23 protein-coding genes are annotated in these 16,476 nt (G+C 43.1%); 20 read left to right on the plus strand and 3 right to left on the minus strand.

Annotated elements, in window-relative coordinates:
- Positions 1-66: 66 nt before the first annotated feature.
- Positions 67-762, minus strand: a complete 696-nt coding sequence (locus KIH87_RS16115) for a S24 family peptidase (RefSeq protein WP_232358879.1) — start codon at positions 760-762, stop codon at positions 67-69.
- Positions 763-939: 177 nt separating this feature from the next.
- Here KIH87_RS16115 and KIH87_RS16120 point away from each other — a divergent pair, with 177 nt between their 5' ends.
- The 20 genes from KIH87_RS16120 to KIH87_RS16215 all read left to right on the plus strand — a co-directional run bounded on the left by KIH87_RS16120 (position 940) and on the right by KIH87_RS16215 (position 15,425).
- The gene (locus KIH87_RS16120; protein ID WP_232358880.1) at positions 940-1,284 is read left to right on the plus strand and encodes a Mor transcription activator family protein; all 345 of its coding nucleotides are present in this window, start codon (positions 940-942) and stop codon (positions 1,282-1,284) included.
- 339 nt (positions 1,285-1,623) lie between these two features.
- On the plus strand, positions 1,624-1,950 hold the full coding sequence (locus KIH87_RS16125; protein ID WP_232358881.1) for a phage holin family protein: 327 nt from the start codon (positions 1,624-1,626) through the stop codon (positions 1,948-1,950).
- Between the two features lie 291 nt (positions 1,951-2,241).
- A complete protein-coding gene (locus tag KIH87_RS16130; protein WP_232358882.1) occupies positions 2,242-2,769 on the plus strand; it encodes a hypothetical protein in 528 nt (175 codons plus the stop codon).
- Positions 2,769-3,359 carry a phage baseplate assembly protein V gene (locus KIH87_RS16135; RefSeq protein ID WP_232358883.1) on the plus strand — a complete coding sequence of 197 codons (591 nt, stop codon included), beginning with the start codon at positions 2,769-2,771 and terminating at the stop codon, positions 3,357-3,359. Before KIH87_RS16130 ends, KIH87_RS16135 begins: the two co-directional genes overlap by 1 nt.
- Entirely contained in the window at positions 3,356-3,691 is a 336-nt protein-coding gene (locus tag KIH87_RS16140) for a GPW/gp25 family protein (RefSeq protein WP_232358884.1), read from the plus strand. Before KIH87_RS16135 ends, KIH87_RS16140 begins: the two co-directional genes overlap by 4 nt.
- Complete coding sequence (locus KIH87_RS16145) at positions 3,688-4,578, plus strand: baseplate assembly protein (RefSeq protein WP_232358885.1); 891 nt, start codon at positions 3,688-3,690, stop codon at positions 4,576-4,578. Before KIH87_RS16140 ends, KIH87_RS16145 begins: the two co-directional genes overlap by 4 nt.
- Positions 4,571-5,182, plus strand: coding sequence for a phage tail protein I (locus KIH87_RS16150; protein WP_232358886.1), 612 nt, complete (start codon positions 4,571-4,573; stop codon positions 5,180-5,182). Before KIH87_RS16145 ends, KIH87_RS16150 begins: the two co-directional genes overlap by 8 nt.
- Before the next feature lie 413 nt (positions 5,183-5,595).
- On the plus strand, positions 5,596-6,351 hold the full coding sequence (locus tag KIH87_RS16155; RefSeq protein WP_232358887.1) for a phage tail protein: 756 nt from the start codon (positions 5,596-5,598) through the stop codon (positions 6,349-6,351).
- Positions 6,348-7,190, plus strand: coding sequence for an NHL repeat-containing protein (locus tag KIH87_RS16160; RefSeq protein WP_232358888.1), 843 nt, complete (start codon positions 6,348-6,350; stop codon positions 7,188-7,190). The genes KIH87_RS16155 and KIH87_RS16160 overlap by 4 nt, the downstream gene beginning before the upstream one ends.
- A gap of 362 nt (positions 7,191-7,552) precedes the next feature.
- Positions 7,553-8,209 (plus strand): phage tail protein, encoded by a 657-nt coding sequence (locus KIH87_RS16165; RefSeq protein ID WP_232358889.1) that lies wholly within the window; start codon positions 7,553-7,555, stop codon positions 8,207-8,209.
- A 3-nt stretch (positions 8,210-8,212) separates the two neighbouring features.
- Positions 8,213-8,887 carry a hypothetical protein gene (locus tag KIH87_RS16170; protein WP_232358890.1) on the plus strand — a complete coding sequence of 225 codons (675 nt, stop codon included), beginning with the start codon at positions 8,213-8,215 and terminating at the stop codon, positions 8,885-8,887.
- A gap of 5 nt (positions 8,888-8,892) precedes the next feature.
- Positions 8,893-9,297: a hypothetical protein gene (locus KIH87_RS16175; RefSeq protein WP_232358891.1), complete on the plus strand. Its 405-nt coding sequence runs from the start codon at positions 8,893-8,895 to the stop codon at positions 9,295-9,297.
- Positions 9,298-9,504: 207 nt separating this feature from the next.
- Entirely contained in the window at positions 9,505-10,665 is a 1,161-nt protein-coding gene (locus KIH87_RS16180; RefSeq protein ID WP_232358892.1) for a phage tail sheath subtilisin-like domain-containing protein, read from the plus strand.
- The gene (locus KIH87_RS16185) at positions 10,665-11,177 is read left to right on the plus strand and encodes a phage major tail tube protein (protein ID WP_232358893.1); all 513 of its coding nucleotides are present in this window, start codon (positions 10,665-10,667) and stop codon (positions 11,175-11,177) included. The genes KIH87_RS16180 and KIH87_RS16185 overlap by 1 nt, the downstream gene beginning before the upstream one ends.
- Before the next feature lie 165 nt (positions 11,178-11,342).
- Positions 11,343-11,591 (plus strand): phage tail assembly protein, encoded by a 249-nt coding sequence (locus KIH87_RS16190; RefSeq protein WP_232358894.1) that lies wholly within the window; start codon positions 11,343-11,345, stop codon positions 11,589-11,591.
- A 38-nt stretch (positions 11,592-11,629) separates the two neighbouring features.
- Positions 11,630-11,737 carry a GpE family phage tail protein gene (locus tag KIH87_RS16195; protein ID WP_232361509.1) on the plus strand — a complete coding sequence of 36 codons (108 nt, stop codon included), beginning with the start codon at positions 11,630-11,632 and terminating at the stop codon, positions 11,735-11,737.
- Complete coding sequence (locus KIH87_RS16200; RefSeq protein WP_232358895.1) at positions 11,730-13,778, plus strand: hypothetical protein; 2,049 nt, start codon at positions 11,730-11,732, stop codon at positions 13,776-13,778. The genes KIH87_RS16195 and KIH87_RS16200 overlap by 8 nt, the downstream gene beginning before the upstream one ends.
- Positions 13,775-14,221 (plus strand): phage tail protein, encoded by a 447-nt coding sequence (locus KIH87_RS16205; RefSeq protein ID WP_232358896.1) that lies wholly within the window; start codon positions 13,775-13,777, stop codon positions 14,219-14,221. Before KIH87_RS16200 ends, KIH87_RS16205 begins: the two co-directional genes overlap by 4 nt.
- Positions 14,218-14,421, plus strand: a complete 204-nt coding sequence (locus KIH87_RS16210) for a tail protein X (protein ID WP_232358897.1) — start codon at positions 14,218-14,220, stop codon at positions 14,419-14,421. Before KIH87_RS16205 ends, KIH87_RS16210 begins: the two co-directional genes overlap by 4 nt.
- On the plus strand, positions 14,412-15,425 hold the full coding sequence (locus KIH87_RS16215; RefSeq protein ID WP_232358898.1) for a phage late control D family protein: 1,014 nt from the start codon (positions 14,412-14,414) through the stop codon (positions 15,423-15,425). The genes KIH87_RS16210 and KIH87_RS16215 overlap by 10 nt, the downstream gene beginning before the upstream one ends.
- A gap of 23 nt (positions 15,426-15,448) precedes the next feature.
- Here the strand turns inward: KIH87_RS16215 and KIH87_RS16220 are convergent, their stop codons facing one another.
- Positions 15,449-16,093, minus strand: a complete 645-nt coding sequence (locus KIH87_RS16220; protein WP_232358899.1) for a hypothetical protein — start codon at positions 16,091-16,093, stop codon at positions 15,449-15,451.
- Positions 16,086-16,355 (minus strand): helix-turn-helix transcriptional regulator, encoded by a 270-nt coding sequence (locus KIH87_RS16225; protein WP_232358900.1) that lies wholly within the window; start codon positions 16,353-16,355, stop codon positions 16,086-16,088. Before KIH87_RS16225 ends, KIH87_RS16220 begins: the two co-directional genes overlap by 8 nt.
- Between the last annotated feature and the right edge of the window lie 121 nt (positions 16,356-16,476).

Here is a 16,476-nt window from a genome sequence, read left to right on the forward strand (position 1 = left end):
GAATTTTTAAGGTGAAATGAAAAAGCCCACGTGATGTGGGCTTGAGTGTTCAAAAAGAACGGAAAATTATCTTAAGACCGAGTACCAGAAAACTCGACCAATCACTCGAATATTTCGGGATTCTTCCCAACCATATTTTTCATCAGGGTATTCTTCGGAATTAAAACTTTTCAGTCGAATTCCTCCACCCGGTATTCTATATATAAGTTTGACGCGCAACATACCATCATGATCGATTGCGTACATTTCACCATCCTTAATGGTATTACTTGCGGTATCAACACCGACTGTAGCACCATCAGGAAGTACGGGTTCCATGCTGGTACCTCTCACCTTTACACATGCGGCATGTGAGGGGTCAACGCCACTTCTTTTCAATGTCGATTTAGCAAATCGCAGCTTCGGTCCATGATTCTCTCGCACAGCGTGCGCTCCCATTCCTGCCGATACTTCTACTTCTGTATAGAAAGGCAACTCCACTTCATCCTCACCTAACGCTGTTCCATTACCCCATGGCTCAATTGCACCAGCCCATTCAGCATTGGGTTCATAAGATACAGTCCTGTCTTCACCATATAACAACCAGTCAGGCTGGCACTGTAATACTTTGCAAAGTGCGATTAACTTTTCACCATTGGGTTTGGTTATACCATTCACCCATTGACTGACACCACCGCTGGAAACCCCGGTGGCCTTAGTAAGATCAACGCCTTTGAGCCCTAAAGCTTTCATGCGTTGTTTGATTCGATCTGAAATATCCATAGTTTTAGTATTCTAAACATTGACAAGTTTAGTTTCATGAGATTAATATCTTAGAAAACTAAACAAAAGATTAGCATTGATTCGACGTTATTCATAAATTCTTCGCTTCCCTGCTGCTCTATTTGAATCAAACGCCTTGCTACACGCAAAGCAAACAATTATTTAAAGAGGTACTTTATGTCAATTTTAGATGAAATTGCAGAAATCATTGGTTCTGATGCCGCCATCAAACTCGGTCAAACGATGGGAGGTGCCCGTATTTACTTCCCTATTACGGCTAAGGAAAATCATCCACTGACGATCATTTTAGGTCAGGAGGATGCTCAAAAATTATGTGACTACTATGCAGGAGATACCTTAGATATTCCCAGTAAGCGCATATTTAGAGAGCTAAGAGATAAGATTATTCGTAGCGATTATCACTCTCTGAAACTTGAGCAAGGCAGTAGAGCTAATCATTTAGCGTTAAAATATGGATTGTCTCGACGCCAGGTATTAAACATCACAAGACAGGCAGCTTAATCAAACTTAAACATTAACTCGCTGAGCAGAAATAAGACAAAATCAAGCAAACACAACTTATCGATCATCTCGATGAAAACCAGAATTGAACCTGAAATATTTTAAGAAACACCAAACACGTAACACGCTACTTCAGGGGCAATATCTGGTTAAAAACAATCATAACGAAGTGCAGGTTTACACCTAAACCACTCCCGTATTCCCACGCAAAATACTGACTTAAATAACAGTAACTTCAACGTCGCTTTTGATGCTCTTGTTTGTAACAAGGCAATGTAATAACGCCAATAGCTATAAAACCTATTCAAAAGCCCCTATACCATGAGGAAAAGAATCATCATGCCAATGAATGATCCTAACAATTACAATGTTCTTACTTATTTCTGGATGCTATTTATTGCCTCATGGGGAGGCGCTGTTAACTACATTAGTCGCGTTAAGCGAGGTGTTGTCTCTAAATTTTCGTTTCTTGAGCTAATGGGCGAATTAGTGATTTCCGGATTTTCAGGCGTACTCACCTTCTGGCTTTGCGAAGCCATGAGTGTAGAACCGCTCTTCACTGCAGCTTGCGTCGGTATTGCAGGGCACGCGGGGGGAAGAACCGTGTATTTTCTAGAGCAAATCATGATTAAAAGACTGGAAAAAATCGCTAAAAAGTTCGATTAATCAGCCCCCCATGCGCAAAACCACGTCACATTGAGTGAATCATTTCACCTGATTATCAAACACAAAACTCGCTAATTTATTCACCATGATGAACACCAAAAATCTTCATCATCGAACCCGTTCCAGTGGAATATTGAAAAATCCAATTTGGAACAAAACAGTCAACCCCGTTCCTGACTTGCCTTATCTGGTAGAAGCAACCTTGCCCCTGGAAACAAACAGGGGCCTTTTTAACAAAGCGCATAGTCAATTCATTTGAATTTGCACAGGGAACATTGCCGGGAGAACAAAGTGATATTTAAAGATTTGCGTCAAGCAATTATTGACAAAATCAGTCTGGAAATACCGGATCTTCAAGCCGTCGATCCCCACCCCGGACAATTTAACCTTAATGAATTGAAACGGATTACAACCTTGCTGCCAGCAGTAAGGGTCGCGGTGCTCAATACCCAGACGATTAGCCTTGTTGGAAATGGAGAAAAAGACATTCCACTGCAACTGGCCGCTTATGTCGTCACTGAAGATGGAACCTCTCCAAAAGACGAGTCCGCGATGGAATATGTTGAAGCTTTACTTGAACTGATCCCTGAACAGCGCTGGGGAATGCCGAGAGTTACCGATGCCAGAAACATTCAAGCTCAGAACATGTTCACTGCCGAGGCAGATATTTATGGCGTCGCAATGTGGTCAGTTACTTGGGAACAATCCATTCGAACAGGTACGGATGTCAATCTTGGTGGCACAACGCCAAGTGAAGTGTATTTGTGTGGTGATTCCGATAATTTCGGCAATGAGCCAGCTTATGACAGGGTGGCATAATGTTGAGCAGCATATTACAACGTCTAGCAGAAGTTGAACGCAGACTGGCAAACGTCTTCGTGCTCGGCACTATCATTGAAACCAACTATGACAAAGCCTTGGTAAAAGCCAAAGCTGGAAACATGGAAACCGGCTGGCTTCCCTGGATCACCAGCCGAGCCGGTAATGATGTGGACTTCTGGGCTCCTGAAGTCGGAGAACAAGTGCTCATCATGTCTCCCGGTGGAGATCCGGAATTTGGTGTCATTCTTCCGGCTTTATATCAGAACAATTATCCCGCAACCGACAATCGTTCAACCATTAGAAGAGTGCGCTTCGCAGATGGCGCTGACTTTAGCTATGACCGAGAAGCAAAGGCACTCAAGATCATTCTCCCTGCCGGAGCCACCAGCGAACTGGTTTCCGATGGAGGTATACAACTCACGGGAAATACCACCATTCAAGGGCAACTTCACGTTACGGACAACATCAAAGGTGACAAGGACATCACAGACCAAACTCGTTCAATGCAGGCTGATCGCGACATCTATAACGACCACGATCATCCACATGGAGACCCAATAGTGGGCAAGGTGAATCAGAAACAATGAACGGCATGAATAAAGAAACTGGGCAGCTATTAAAAGGGCACGCCCACCTAAAGCAAAGTATTACCGACATTTTAACCACTCCTCTTGGCAGCCGAGTGATGCGCCGGGACTACGGAAGCCGTCTATTTGAATTGGTAGACGCTCCCAGTAATGAAGCCAACATCACTGAATTCTATGCCGCTACCGCAGAAGCTATAGAGCAATGGGAGCCAAGGTTAAAACTGTTAAATATCAGCGTTACCAACGCTGAAAACGGTCATATCACAATCGATCTGGTAGGCGAGTATTTGCCAGACGGAGAAGTTATCAAACTAGAAGGGCTTGTTGTATGAATAACGCAATTAATTTATCTCAGCTACCTTCTCCAGATGTTATCGAATCGTTGGATTACGAAGCCATTCTGGAGGGGATGCTGGCAGACTTACGTAGCCGAGCACCTGAATTCACAGCTACAGTGGAATCTGATCCGGCTTATAAAATATTAGAAGTAGCGGCGTATCGCGAACTCTTGCTGCGCCAACGCATCAACGATGCCGCACGCTCTGTCATGCTTGCTTACGCTAAAGGTTCTGATTTAGATAATCTGGCAGCCTTGTTTGGCGTAACACGACAAATCACCCAAGCAGGGGATCCAAATGCTTCACCACCAGTACCAGACACCTATGAAGATGATGAAAGATTGCGCAAACGCTTACCGTTATCTTTAGAAGGATTCAGCACAGCCGGGCCTTCAGGCGCATATCGATTCCATGCATTGAATTCATCTGGCGAAGTTAAGGATGTTTCCATTATTAGCCCAACTGCAAGCCAGGTCACTGTCACTGTATTGGCTAATACTGGAGATGGCACACCTTCGGCGGAACTACTTACTACTGTAGATGAACATCTGAACAGTGATGATATTCGCCCTCTTACTGATCAAGTCACCGTTCAGTCGGCAACCATTGTCCCTTACCAGGTGGATGCCACTCTTACTTTCTATTCAGGGCCTGATCGTGGAGTCACTATGGCTACAGCCCTTAAGAAAGTAGAGGAATATGTCTCGAATCAACATCGGCTAGGCTACGATATCAACTTATCCGGTTTATATGCTGCACTACACCAACCAGGCGTGCATAAAGTGACCTTGACCAGTCCGGTAAGTGACATTGTCATTACGCCAGAACAAGCGGCCTATTGCACCTTGTTAACGTTGCAAGATGGTGGCCTGGATGAGTAGTTCAATCTTACCGCCAAATGCAACGACTCAAGAACAAGCAATGGAATTATCCATTGCTGGCTTGAGTGAAGCCAAAATTAACATCAAGGACTTATGGAACCCTGAAACTTGCCCTCCAGAATTTCTTCCCTGGCTAGCTTGGGCATTCTCCATTGATAATTGGTCACCCGACTGGCCTGAAGCTCAAAAGCGTTTAGCCATTCAGGATAGCTTTAAGCTGCATCAGAAAAAGGGAACCATTGGTGCAGTAAAAGATGCCCTATCAACCATGAGCATCAATACTGAAATTGCCGAATGGTGGGAAACTGGCGATCAAGCAGGAACCTTCAAAGTCTCAGCTTTGGTCAGCCAGCAAGGCATTGATAATGAGCTCATTCAAGAAATTGGCAACGCAGTAGAAGCCAATAAACGCTTGAGCGCACATTACACCCTGTCACTAACGCTCAACAGCGAAACCGACACGCGCTACCTGTTAGGGAGCTTCGGAGCCTCAATTGCAACCGTTGAACCTTACTCATTGCGAGAACTCAATTCCGACGCAGACTTTACCTATATCACAGCATCGATGGGCGCATTAGTCGCTACGGTGGAAGCAATACCATAAGTCACTCAACACTTACTCCCAATAACAACTCCCAGAATGAATTCAGCGGCGTTCAGTCGCTGATACATTCTCCTCTTTTGCTGTTACATCTCACTCTCCAACATCATACAGTCAGCCTCTTTTTCTCATTCTGCGATAGCATTTTTCCAATAAAGAAAACCTTTCACAATCAAGTGCAGTATTTCACCTCTCACAACGGAAACCGCAGTGCAAAAATGTGTTTAGAAATTGAAAAAACGTAACTCAAAAAATGCATTAAAGGCAGAACTCACAATGCTATTTGCAATGGTTTCTGCGCCTATCAGTTAGCAACTGATAACTCACTGAAAACCGATTTACTAACAAAATTCAACACACATATCTGTTCTTCCCTTTGCAGGAAAGGATGGTGAAATGTGAAGGAAATACGTTCAATGACTCAACAATTTTACACGGTACTCACCCACACAGGCGCGGCAGTTCTAGCCAACGCCAGTGCCCTTGGACAAGGTATCAAACTGACTGAATTTGCTGTCGGAAACGGTGGCGGCACCTCTTTTAATCCTGACCTGGAAACACTGAAAAACTTATCAGCTCTGACAAACGAAGTGTATCGTGGAGCCATCAATGAGTTAAAAGTGGATCCTGAAAACCCAGCCAGATATTACGCTGAAGGCATAGTTCCTGTGTCCGTAGGCGGATGGACAGTAAGAGAAGCTGGCTGGTTTCTGGATGACGGCACCCTGTTTGCCGTTACCAAATACCCACCCAGTTACAAAAGCATTCCTGCAGATGGTGTAGCGACGGAATTACCCGTTAGAACTTACATCGCAACAGGCTCAAGCAACAACGTCGAGCTCAAAATAGACCCAACGGTTGTATTGGCAACTCGGGAATATGCTGACAGTAAAATACGTTGGGAAGAAATCACCGTAGATACCAATGCAAAAGATGGCCAACGTTACAAGTTTATGGGTGCCAGTATCCTTACTCTACCGGCCGCAGGAGGTGACCCAGTTTATTTTGAGGCAGCCCTGAATAGCGGCGTTTCAGAAGAGACTCCCGCCAAAATTGTAGTTGAAGGCGGTGCTCAAATTAATACCAGCAAAGGGCTATTTACCGATTTTCTGGTCACTCAACCCAAAGTGACCTGGAGAGCAGATTTTGAAAATGGAGAGTGGACATTATGAGTTCTATATCAGATAAAAAATTGATGAGTTCAGGTTCATCTGAACCCGTAAATTCAATTAAGCCAATTTACAACAACGATGATGTTTTTATTGATTCTTCAGGTGGAACCTGGTTTAAAACAGGCTATGTAAGTGACGATACAGCTAGTTATCCATTAGCAACAATCAAGAAATTTGGTAAAACAGGGTTGACGCATGCCATTAATGGATATACAGGTTTAACTGAGGATTCTCTGTATATCTGGGTATTAGCAGGCACAACGGTTTACCAATATGATAAAAATTGGACAGCGACAGGGGTCAGCTTTTCAATATCCAGTTTTGATACAAATCCTCAGGGAATATTCGCAGATGAAAGCCATCTCTGGGTTATAGGTCGTACATCTTTAGATGTTATAAAACTTAACAAAGATGGCACTGCTGCTGGAGGAAACTTTAGTATATCCACAGGAACATCAGTCCCCGAATCAATCGCAGTAACGACAGACTATGTTTACATTGGTGATGGAAACAGTCGAATAAAAGTTTGGGACAAATCCGGAACACACATCACAACATTAGCCACATGCCCAGATGTTCCTAATGATCTTATCGTGAAAGATGGCCTGCTGTGGGCATTAAGTAATTACGCAATTTATATTTACGATTTTACTGGCACACTATTATCTTCCTATCCCGCAACTAGTTACTGCAAGTCATTTATTAGCGCAGGTACGGATGCCTTGTGGATTGTAAGAACTGATAATCTAGCCTATTTACATGCCGACATTATTGGTGAAGAAAAGGTAAAAACTCATACGGAAACCGGATACAAATATTTCCTGAAAGTTTTAGATTAAAATCCACGCTTTGAAAACTTAGCGAAATAATATCCCTTACATAAGCCTCCTTCCCCTTAAGGAGGCGTATGTTCTACTAAAGACTACCCACACTAAAATAGCGTTAATCTAATTTCTATTTATTTGAGCGCAATATTTCCCCTGCTTTACCCAATAAAAACACTTCAAAATCAACTCTCAATGTGAAAACAAAAATCAAACTTCCATTACACCTGCTAACCATCAATAAAAAACAACAGTAATTCTAATTTTTGTGGCAATAAACAAACCGCCACCCCGAAAATAATTTTGAAAACTCAATTCAGTTAAAGCCTATACCCCTTAACCAAGGATATGGCTCTACTGTGAAGGGAATAATTAACATGACTCAGCAATTTTTTACGGTGTTAACCAACGCCGGAGCCGCGGCCTTGGCAAATGCCTCAGTGCTAGGGCAAGGCATTAGCTTAACGGAATTCGCCGTTGGCGATGGTGGGGGGGACACATTTAATCCTGACGCACAAACAATGAAGGGATTTTCAGCGCTCACAAACGAACTTTATCGAGGAGCGATCAACGAACTCATCGTTGATCCTGAAAACCCGGCAAGATACTACGCAGAAGGCATTGTTCCTTTAGCAATTGGCGGATGGACAGTTCGTGAAGCTGGCTGGTTTTTAGATAATGGAACGCTTTTCGCGATTACCAAATATCCACCAAGCTACAAAAGTATTCCAGCCGATGGCGTAGCAACGGAACTACCGGTTAGAACCTACATCGCTACGGGTTCAACTGATGCCGTTGAACTAAAAATTGATCCAACCGTTGTTCTGGCAACACGAGCTTATGTAAGTAACTCCATTAGCGCTCTAACCAAAGCCGATGTTGGACTTCCCAACGTTCCAAACTACGGAGCAACCAGCTTATACGACGCTGCCGCAACCGATAAATTAGCAACTCAAAAAGCCGTACACGATGCCCATCAAGAACTGAAGAGCAGAGTGGATGATCTGGAAATTTACGCATTATCAGGAATTTAAATTATGGTAGATATTACAAACTTAAAGACTCAAACAGAGGCGAAAATTGCCAGTTTGACAGGAACAGAAACGGATTCCGAATTATTAGCCTTATCAGCAACGGCGAATAGTGTAGGCGCTGTTCGTACCGATTTAGACACCATCATCCAAAATCGTATAACAGCTCTGGCAGGCGCAGAACCTAATAACCACCTGCTAGCCTTGGCAAAGTCGTCAGAGGGAAAGTCATCCTTTGGTGGTGTTAAGCCTTCATCTTTACTCTTAAAGTCAACAACATGTGCCTCAAGAATTGGTGGATTTAAATATGCCAGTCTCTTACCACCAACAACAGCAACATGGACCCCAATATTAAACGTTAATGGCGCAGGAATATTCAGGTTTGCAATGCTTTACTGCACTGGAGGCTCTGAACGCTTCCATCTACGTGTAATTTGTGATGGAAAAACACTTTTAGATACATCAGAAGATAGTGAAATTTGGGTCACCCCAACCGGGGCATATGTATTTGTAGGAAATTATTACTATTACTGGAGCGACAACGGAAGTCTCAGTTATGCAACATCTCAATTATCCACCGATGCACTTGTATTTAACAACAGCTGGAGCATTGAGCTTTTAAAAAATGTTACCAATAATAGCCCTATAACGCTTGCCTACGACTACACTTTAACGGAGTAAATATCATGAAAATTAAAAACTTAACGAATCCAGGAAAAGCACCAGTAGATGGAGACCGTATTCTGAAAACGTTTCCAAATGGGGCGACAGAAGAAGTGAGCTATTATCTTCCTCCTGAAGAAGTAGTAGAAAACAATATCAAGATTTCCACAGTAGTCTGGTTACGTGAGCACCTTGCCGGCTTAGAAAGCAAAATTCGACTATATACTAAAAGCTCAGAGCAATACTCAGCTGACGTTTCGGTGTTTATGGACATGATTAGCGACCGTTCCGGAAGCGCCTTGATCGTATCTGACGAAGACTATGCTGCGGGTATTTCAACTCTGTTTAAAGCGGGCTTGATTGATACATCCAAAGCAACCGAGTTACTAACACTTGGCAAGCATGACCCAGATATGTATCTGGTTTAAAAGTAGAAGATAATTCCAGGTTGAATAAGTCACTAATCTAAAAATCAGGTTAATGATGTAATCACCCTACACACATTAATTATTCCGGCATTTTTTAATAACAAATCACGTATCACAAAGTGAAACCTTTCACCTCATAACCCGCTTCCACGTCCGGCATTCTACACACTCCTAACAATTCTTAGTCCCAACAAAAGAGGAAATTATATGCCTGAACAATTTCTACACGGAGTAGAGGTCGTTGAACTAAATGGTGGTTCTCGACCCATTCGCACCGTAAAAAGTTCTGTCATCGGTATTGTCGGTACAGCCCCTACAGCTGATGCTGCCAAGTTCCCTGTTAACACTCCTGTATTAGTAGCTGGAAGTCGCACAGAAGCGGCAGCTCTGGGTACAACGGGTTCATTGCCTTCAGCAATTGATGGCATCTTCGATCAAGCGGGTGCAATGGTCGTTGTAGTACGTATTGCAGATGATGCGTTACCTGCCAACGAAACAGCCAATGTTATTGGTGGTGTTGATGGTACATCGGGTCAGTATCAAGGTGTTCATGCGTTTTTGGCTGCAGAATCCATGCTGGGTGTTGCTCCGAAAATTCTTATCGCACCAGGCTTTACTGACCAACAAGCTGTTGTCACAGAAATGTTGACTATTGCAGACCGTTTGCGTGCAGTGATTATTGCCGATGGCCCAAGCACGAACGATGCTGACGCAGTTACTTATCGCGCTAACTTTGCCAACAGTCGTGTGTATCTGGTTGACCCAGCAGCTCGCGTGTTCGACACCACAACGTCTACCGAAGTCGTTCAACCTATGAGCTCTCGTGTTGCTGGCCTGGTTGCCCGCACTGATAACGAAAAAGGTTTCTGGTGGTCACCTTCCAATCAGGAAATCTACGGCATCGTAGGTACTGAACGTGCTGTTGATTTTACTTTGGGTGACAGCAACGCACGTGCTAACCACTTGAACGAAAATGACATCGCAACCGTTATTCAAAAAACCGGGTTTCGCCTATGGGGTAACCGTACTTGCTCAAGCGATCCTAAATGGGCGTTTTTGTCAGTGCGTCGTACCGCCGACATGATCAACGAAAGCTTGTTGCGCGCTCACTTGTGGGCTGTTGACCGCAACATCACCAAAACTTACATCGAAGATGTGATTGAAGGTGTTAATGCTTACCTGCGTAGCCTTCAAGCGCAAGGGGCGATTTTGGGTGGCAAATGCTGGGCAGACCCAGACCTGAACACGCCAGCCAACATTGCTCAAGGCAAAGTGTTCTTCGATTTCGACTTCACTCCGCCTTATCCGGCAGAGCATGTCACTTTCCGCTCCAGCCTTGTAAACGACTATCTTGAGGAGATTGTTTAATGTTTAGAGATACATTGAGAAGTATGAACCTGTACGTAAACGGTAAAGGCTACGCAGGTGTAATTGACGAGTTGGTATTGCCAAAACTGACTCTTAAAACCGAAGAATATCGCGCCGGTGGCATGGATATGCCAATTGAGCTGGATATGGGTATGGAAAAGCTGGAAACCTCATTCACTTTGTCAAAATTCGACAAAAGCTTATTGAGCTCATACGGCTTGATGCAAGGAAACCGTGAATTGTTACCTTTGACCATCCGCGGTTCTGTTTTCTCTGAAGAAGATGGTTCTGAAATTCCAGTCATTATCTCCATGAACGGCATGGTTAAGGAATTGGATTTCGGCACCTGGAAATCAGGCGAAAACGCCACTTTGAAGGCCACAGTGTCTTTGCGCTACTACAAGCTACAACGCGACGGTGAAGAGATTCACGAAATTGACGTAGCCAACATGGTTCGCAAGATCAATGGTGTCGATCAGTTAGAGCAGACACGTAAAAACATCGGTTTATAAGTCCAGAATTAATCCCTAAGGCTTAAAACCCCTTGTAAGTTAGAGGCTTGCTTTCCGTTTGAATTAACAACGAATGGAACGGCCTCTGACTTCACAAAGCAACAACATTAACTAATCGGCTGAAATATCCAGCCAAACCAACATCCAATAGAAAAAGGAAATGAAATGTCTAACTCAATTCAACTGAAATTCCCGGTTCAAGCAGAAGGCAGAACCATTGAAAGCATCGAAATTCGCCGTCCTAAAGCACGCGATTTAAGAAAAATGGAAACCGCAAAAGGCGGTGACATTGCCAAATCAATTGACTTGATTGCCAACCTGGCTGAACTACCACCTTCGGCAATTGAAGACCTGGATGCAGCAGACTTTCAAGAGTTAAGCACCATGGTGGCTGGTTTTTTAGATCCGAAATAGTTCCCTCTGATATCTACGCGGTATTAGCTGATTTGGCGGTGGTATTTCATTGGCCACCGTCAGAACTTTGGGAACTGGATTTGGAAGACATTTCTCGTTGGCATCATTTAGCAAAATTAAGAGTAGGAGTAGCGCAACATGGCTGACCTAAGTGCATCAAAACTACTTGAAGCCCTTAATCGTATTAAGGCTCCCATTGAAGCAATTACTAAAGCTACCGCGGAGATGTCGGAAAGCTTTAGTCCGGCCAATAATCGGCTCGGTGAATTATCAAACGGTATGAACAATGCCGAAAGTTCAACACTGAGTCTTAGCCAAAAAATAGCAAAAATTGGGGTTCAAGCAGCGATAGATTACACAAATAAGTTTCTTGACGCTGAAGACAGCACCAAGAAATTCATGACTTCTCTGGAAGCCATTGAAGGTAGTTCAAAAAAAGCAAAAGAAGCCGCCGAATGGCTTACAAAATTTAGCCTTAAAACCCCGTTTGACGTAGGTAAAATTAATCAAACCTATCTCGACCTCAGAAACAAAGGCATTCAACCAACCCAGGAAATGATGAAAGCCCTGGGAGAAGTAAGCAGTGCCACAGGAAAAGAGCTATCTGCGGTTGGTGACATTTACGCCAAAGCCAGCGCAGGCGACGAACAAGCGCTTGACGATTTGGATGTGAAAACAACAACCAAGGGCGAACAAATCACCTACGAATACACCACCAAGAATAACGAAGTCAAAACGATAACGGTAGACAAGAACAACACGCAAGAAATGCAACAGGCATTATCGCAAATATTTGACGATAAATATGCTGGCAGCATGGACAAAATGGCAAGCACTTGGACTGGCAGAATGACTCAAATCATGAACCACTGGAGCAAATTCAAGTCCACGTTAACTGATGCGGGTATCACTGATTTTCTGAAATCCAAACTGAAAGATGAGATGACCAAAATTAGTGATATGGCAGCCAAAGGCGAGTTAAAAAAATACGCACAGGATATGATAAAGCTTGGTCAGGACGCACAAACCACAGCTAAAGACAAAATTGGCTTACTGAGCAGAAAAATGCGTGCCTACAACAGGTTAATGCGCATGTCTACAAGACGTGCAATGCCAAATTTCAGAAAAGCCATGGTAGGTGCAGCAATGAATATGGAGCTACTTGCTGTAAGCGCATCATCTTCAGGCGGTATCGTCTCCAGAGTTTTGGGAACGATGGTATCAGGTTTGAGAGCTGTCGCGATTGCTATGGCGGCAAACCCGGTTGGCGCAGTTGTAGCAGCTATTGTCATCGCAATCGCCCTGGCAGCAGCCTTAATTTACAAATTTTGGGATCCAATCAAAGCCTTTATTGGCGGAGTAGTAGAAGGTTTGAGCGCGGCTGCGCAACCCATATTAGACGCTTTCCCTCCTTTACAGCCGATTTTCAGCGCTGTTGGCAACATGATTGGAACCGTTGTCGATGCCATTGGCAGTTTATTTGAACCCGTTCAATCAACCAGTGCAGACTTAGAGAGTGCAGGAAACGCAGGGAAAAAATTCGGTGAATTATTAGCATTTGGAATCAATCTACTTGTCACTCCAATCACCTGGTTGGTTGACAGTATTTTGTGGATAGCAGACACATTGGGATCTGTCGGCGGATTCATTGGCAACTTATGGAACAAGTTCTTTGGGGATGAAGAAAAAGAAATATCAATAACCAAGAAAATTAACCTAAAGACTAACGAAAGCAAGGTCGTTGCTGAAAAGGCAATGAAAGCAGGGAACATTGTTCAGCAACCAAAGAAAAATGAAAAAGCCCAAACAGCTAACCAGAAAATCACACAGGAAACTGAAAAAGCGGGTGACATCACTAAAAAAGTCAAACAATCAGGCGAAATCATTCCATTCCCACAACAAAAACAAGAATCCAGTGCATCTTACTCTAAAGAGCCCAGTTCACCTGACTCTGCTGAACAATACACATCAACACAAGCCCAAGTGAATTATGAGCCTGTCAGGTTAAATGCCTCATCACCAGCTCAAACCACAATAAGTAACCATTTTACCATTAATGCCGCTCCAGGAATGAGTGAAATGGAAGTGGCTCATCTGGTTGAAAAGGAGTTAAACAAAAATGCAAAAGCAGCTCAAACTCAGCAACGAGCAGCGCTTTATGATTATCAGGAGTACGCAATCGCATGATGATGTTATTAGGACAATACCACTTTAGCGTCGACACGGCAGCTTACCAATCCAAGAGCCGAACCACATCTTATAGATGGGGAAAGCAGGAGCGACTTGCTGTAGACCCTGGTCTACAATTTGTTGGCCCCGGTGACGACTCTATCAGTATCGAAGGCGTTGTATATCCTCACTACAAAGGCGGTTTAGCTCAGCTAGAGCGCATGCGTGAAGAAGCAGGAAAAGGTCGCTCTTTGCTACTCATTGAAGGCACAGGCACCATTTTAGGACGTTGGGTCATTGAGAGTATTAGTGAGAATCAAACGGAATTTACCAAGTTTGGTACGCCCAAACGAGTAAACTTTACTATGTCACTAAGTAAAGCTCTCAACACCAGAAATACCATATTGAACCTGCTTGACCGGCTTAATGCATCTCGACAAAATCGAGGAGGATTCATATGAGATATCGTACTATTCAAGGGCAAACAGTGGATGAAATTGCATGGCGATATTATGGCTATACGCAAGGTTCTACCGAAGCTATTTTGAACGCAAACTGTGGCCTGGCTGATTACGGAGTGCGATTACCGGGAGGGTTAGTTATCGACCTACCGGAATTTGAACCACCGCAACAGGCGCAAGGGGTTAGATTATGGGATTAACACCTTCGTTCAAGATCTTAGCCGAATCGAATGATATCAGCGCAAAAATAAAACACCATCTGATAGGCATTACGGTCACAGACAATGCCGACAACAAATCAGACACGGTAGAAATCACCCTTGACGATGAAAACAATCAATTCGCTCTCCCTGAACCTAAAGCCAAACTGGAAGTTTGGCTTGGTTACAAAGAAACCAAATTGCAAAAACTCGGTATTTTCACTGTTGACGAAATAGAGTTCTCAGGTTCGCCAAGCACCTTGGTTATCAGAGCCAAATCAGCGGATTTGAATGAAGGCTTAAAAGAACCTAAAACCAAAACCTGGCAAAAACCTGGAACCAATCCCGAGCGCATTAAACTAACGGAAATCGTTGAGGAAATAGCTGAAAACAACAACGTTACAGCTAAAATTGGTGCGGATTTTAAAGATGTTGATTACGATGTGGTTAATCAGACCAACGAAAGTGATCTGAACTTACTCACTCGACTGGGAAGTAAACTGGGAGCGATAGCTAAACCGGCAGATAACAAAATATTGTTTATCACCAAAGGAGAAGCTAAAAGCGCAAGCGGAAAAACACTTCCGCAAATATTTATTTCTCCTTCCGATGTCAGCAGTTGGAGCGTATCCATTGTAGAAAGAGGCAATTTCAATAGTGTAGTTGCCACATACTACGACACTGCTCTAGCAAAAGAAGTTGAAGTACCCGCAGGCAAGGAAAAGCCTGTTTATAGCTTCAGCAAAAAATTTAAGGATGAAGCCGAAGCTAAACAGGCTGCAAATTCTCAGCTAAAAGCCTTTCAACGGGGTAAGAAAAAACTGTCCCTGCAATTGCCTGGGCATCCCTCTTTGATGGCGGAAGCAAAATTGACGTTATCTGGATTCAGAGATGGCGTAAATGGTGATTGGGTCGCAGAATCGGTTACCCATACTCTTGGAGAGCAAGGCTATACCGCCAGCATTCAGGCAACCATTAAAGATCAGTTTGAGGAAGGAAATTAGAGCGTGTTAAACACGCTCTAATCTCAAGAATTCATCAATCGTTTTTCGATCGGATAAACACCCGCAGGAAATAAAAGAATCAGGAATTCTAACCCAGTTACGGTCAACACCATGAAGACGTAATTGTCATAAATCAACCGACAGTTACTGGCTAACCAACAAGTAATACCGTCGACAAACTCAGAGGACAAAAATAACTTAAAAAATGAAGGAATATAAATATCATCAAGATTTCTTAACAAATGCTCAATAAGCATCAATACGCCAATTAGCAGATGAAGCATTTGCATTAGCGCCAGCAACAAATCAGTGTTAGTTGTAAACCACTCATCCTCATCCATATGCCATCCCATGCTTTCATGTATACCTCTAGTAATAGGCACTCTGAAATAAATCAAAATCATTACAAACAAATCAATGAGCACATACGAAAAATACAAACCATAGGCATTGAAATAAAGAAACAGATTCTCGTACAAAACCAGCTCAAACAATTTTGTAAACATCAGTATTGTTGCAAGAGAGACAACATTGACATAACGAAAATTACTCACAATAACCAAACCACATGATGCAATGTAAACAAGATCGACGAGTTGATGTTCACCCCGATAAGCAAATCCAAATGCTATTGATGCTATAACCACATATAGAAAATACTTAATCATCTTTCCTGACCGAAAGCAGATCGATGACTTTCTCTTCATCACGTCTTTGTTCTACCGCCATAAGATACTTACCAACACTTATCTTGCAGTAGAAACATATCTTGGCGAATTGAATAATACTTGGGCAGCCAACATCATTTTCCCAATTAACAATGGTTTTACGACTAACCCCAACAAAATCAGCCAATTTTTGTGCAGAAACTTTTGGAGGGCCATTTCGGATACGACGAATGTCAATTCCTTTTATTTTTATCAGATTCATATTCACCATCCTATGTAAAAGAGTCAAGGAGACTGTCCAGATAAAAAAATATTGTAAAGTTAATTACTCACTGAGAGCATTTTTGTAAATATTTTTACTCAGTAACTTTAGTATTATGAAA

Origin of the sequence: Paraneptunicella aestuarii (genome assembly GCF_019900845.1) — a bacterium.
Lineage (GTDB): Bacteria > Pseudomonadota > Gammaproteobacteria > Enterobacterales > Alteromonadaceae > Paraneptunicella > Paraneptunicella aestuarii.

What these genes read in the sequence shown, in the direction of transcription:
- KIH87_RS16115 (WP_232358879.1), bottom strand. Translation starts at nt 762, where the DNA reads ATGGATATTTCAGATCGAATCAAACAACGCATGAAAGCTTTAGGGCTC.
- KIH87_RS16120 (WP_232358880.1), top strand. Translation starts at nt 940, where the DNA reads ATGTCAATTTTAGATGAAATTGCAGAAATCATTGGTTCTGATGCCGCC.
- KIH87_RS16125 (WP_232358881.1), top strand. Translation starts at nt 1,624, where the DNA reads ATGCCAATGAATGATCCTAACAATTACAATGTTCTTACTTATTTCTGG.
- KIH87_RS16135 (WP_232358883.1), top strand. Translation starts at nt 2,769, where the DNA reads ATGTTGAGCAGCATATTACAACGTCTAGCAGAAGTTGAACGCAGACTG.
- KIH87_RS16140 (WP_232358884.1), top strand. Translation starts at nt 3,356, where the DNA reads ATGAACGGCATGAATAAAGAAACTGGGCAGCTATTAAAAGGGCACGCC.
- KIH87_RS16145 (WP_232358885.1), top strand. Translation starts at nt 3,688, where the DNA reads ATGAATAACGCAATTAATTTATCTCAGCTACCTTCTCCAGATGTTATC.
- KIH87_RS16150 (WP_232358886.1), top strand. Translation starts at nt 4,571, where the DNA reads ATGAGTAGTTCAATCTTACCGCCAAATGCAACGACTCAAGAACAAGCA.
- KIH87_RS16155 (WP_232358887.1), top strand. Translation starts at nt 5,596, where the DNA reads ATGACTCAACAATTTTACACGGTACTCACCCACACAGGCGCGGCAGTT.
- KIH87_RS16160 (WP_232358888.1), top strand. Translation starts at nt 6,348, where the DNA reads ATGAGTTCTATATCAGATAAAAAATTGATGAGTTCAGGTTCATCTGAA.
- KIH87_RS16165 (WP_232358889.1), top strand. Translation starts at nt 7,553, where the DNA reads ATGACTCAGCAATTTTTTACGGTGTTAACCAACGCCGGAGCCGCGGCC.
- KIH87_RS16170 (WP_232358890.1), top strand. Translation starts at nt 8,213, where the DNA reads ATGGTAGATATTACAAACTTAAAGACTCAAACAGAGGCGAAAATTGCC.
- KIH87_RS16175 (WP_232358891.1), top strand. Translation starts at nt 8,893, where the DNA reads ATGAAAATTAAAAACTTAACGAATCCAGGAAAAGCACCAGTAGATGGA.
- KIH87_RS16180 (WP_232358892.1), top strand. Translation starts at nt 9,505, where the DNA reads ATGCCTGAACAATTTCTACACGGAGTAGAGGTCGTTGAACTAAATGGT.
- KIH87_RS16185 (WP_232358893.1), top strand. Translation starts at nt 10,665, where the DNA reads ATGTTTAGAGATACATTGAGAAGTATGAACCTGTACGTAAACGGTAAA.
- KIH87_RS16190 (WP_232358894.1), top strand. Translation starts at nt 11,343, where the DNA reads ATGTCTAACTCAATTCAACTGAAATTCCCGGTTCAAGCAGAAGGCAGA.
- KIH87_RS16200 (WP_232358895.1), top strand. Translation starts at nt 11,730, where the DNA reads ATGGCTGACCTAAGTGCATCAAAACTACTTGAAGCCCTTAATCGTATT.
- KIH87_RS16205 (WP_232358896.1), top strand. Translation starts at nt 13,775, where the DNA reads ATGATGATGTTATTAGGACAATACCACTTTAGCGTCGACACGGCAGCT.
- KIH87_RS16210 (WP_232358897.1), top strand. Translation starts at nt 14,218, where the DNA reads ATGAGATATCGTACTATTCAAGGGCAAACAGTGGATGAAATTGCATGG.
- KIH87_RS16215 (WP_232358898.1), top strand. Translation starts at nt 14,412, where the DNA reads ATGGGATTAACACCTTCGTTCAAGATCTTAGCCGAATCGAATGATATC.
- KIH87_RS16220 (WP_232358899.1), bottom strand. Translation starts at nt 16,093, where the DNA reads ATGATTAAGTATTTTCTATATGTGGTTATAGCATCAATAGCATTTGGA.
- KIH87_RS16225 (WP_232358900.1), bottom strand. Translation starts at nt 16,355, where the DNA reads ATGAATCTGATAAAAATAAAAGGAATTGACATTCGTCGTATCCGAAAT.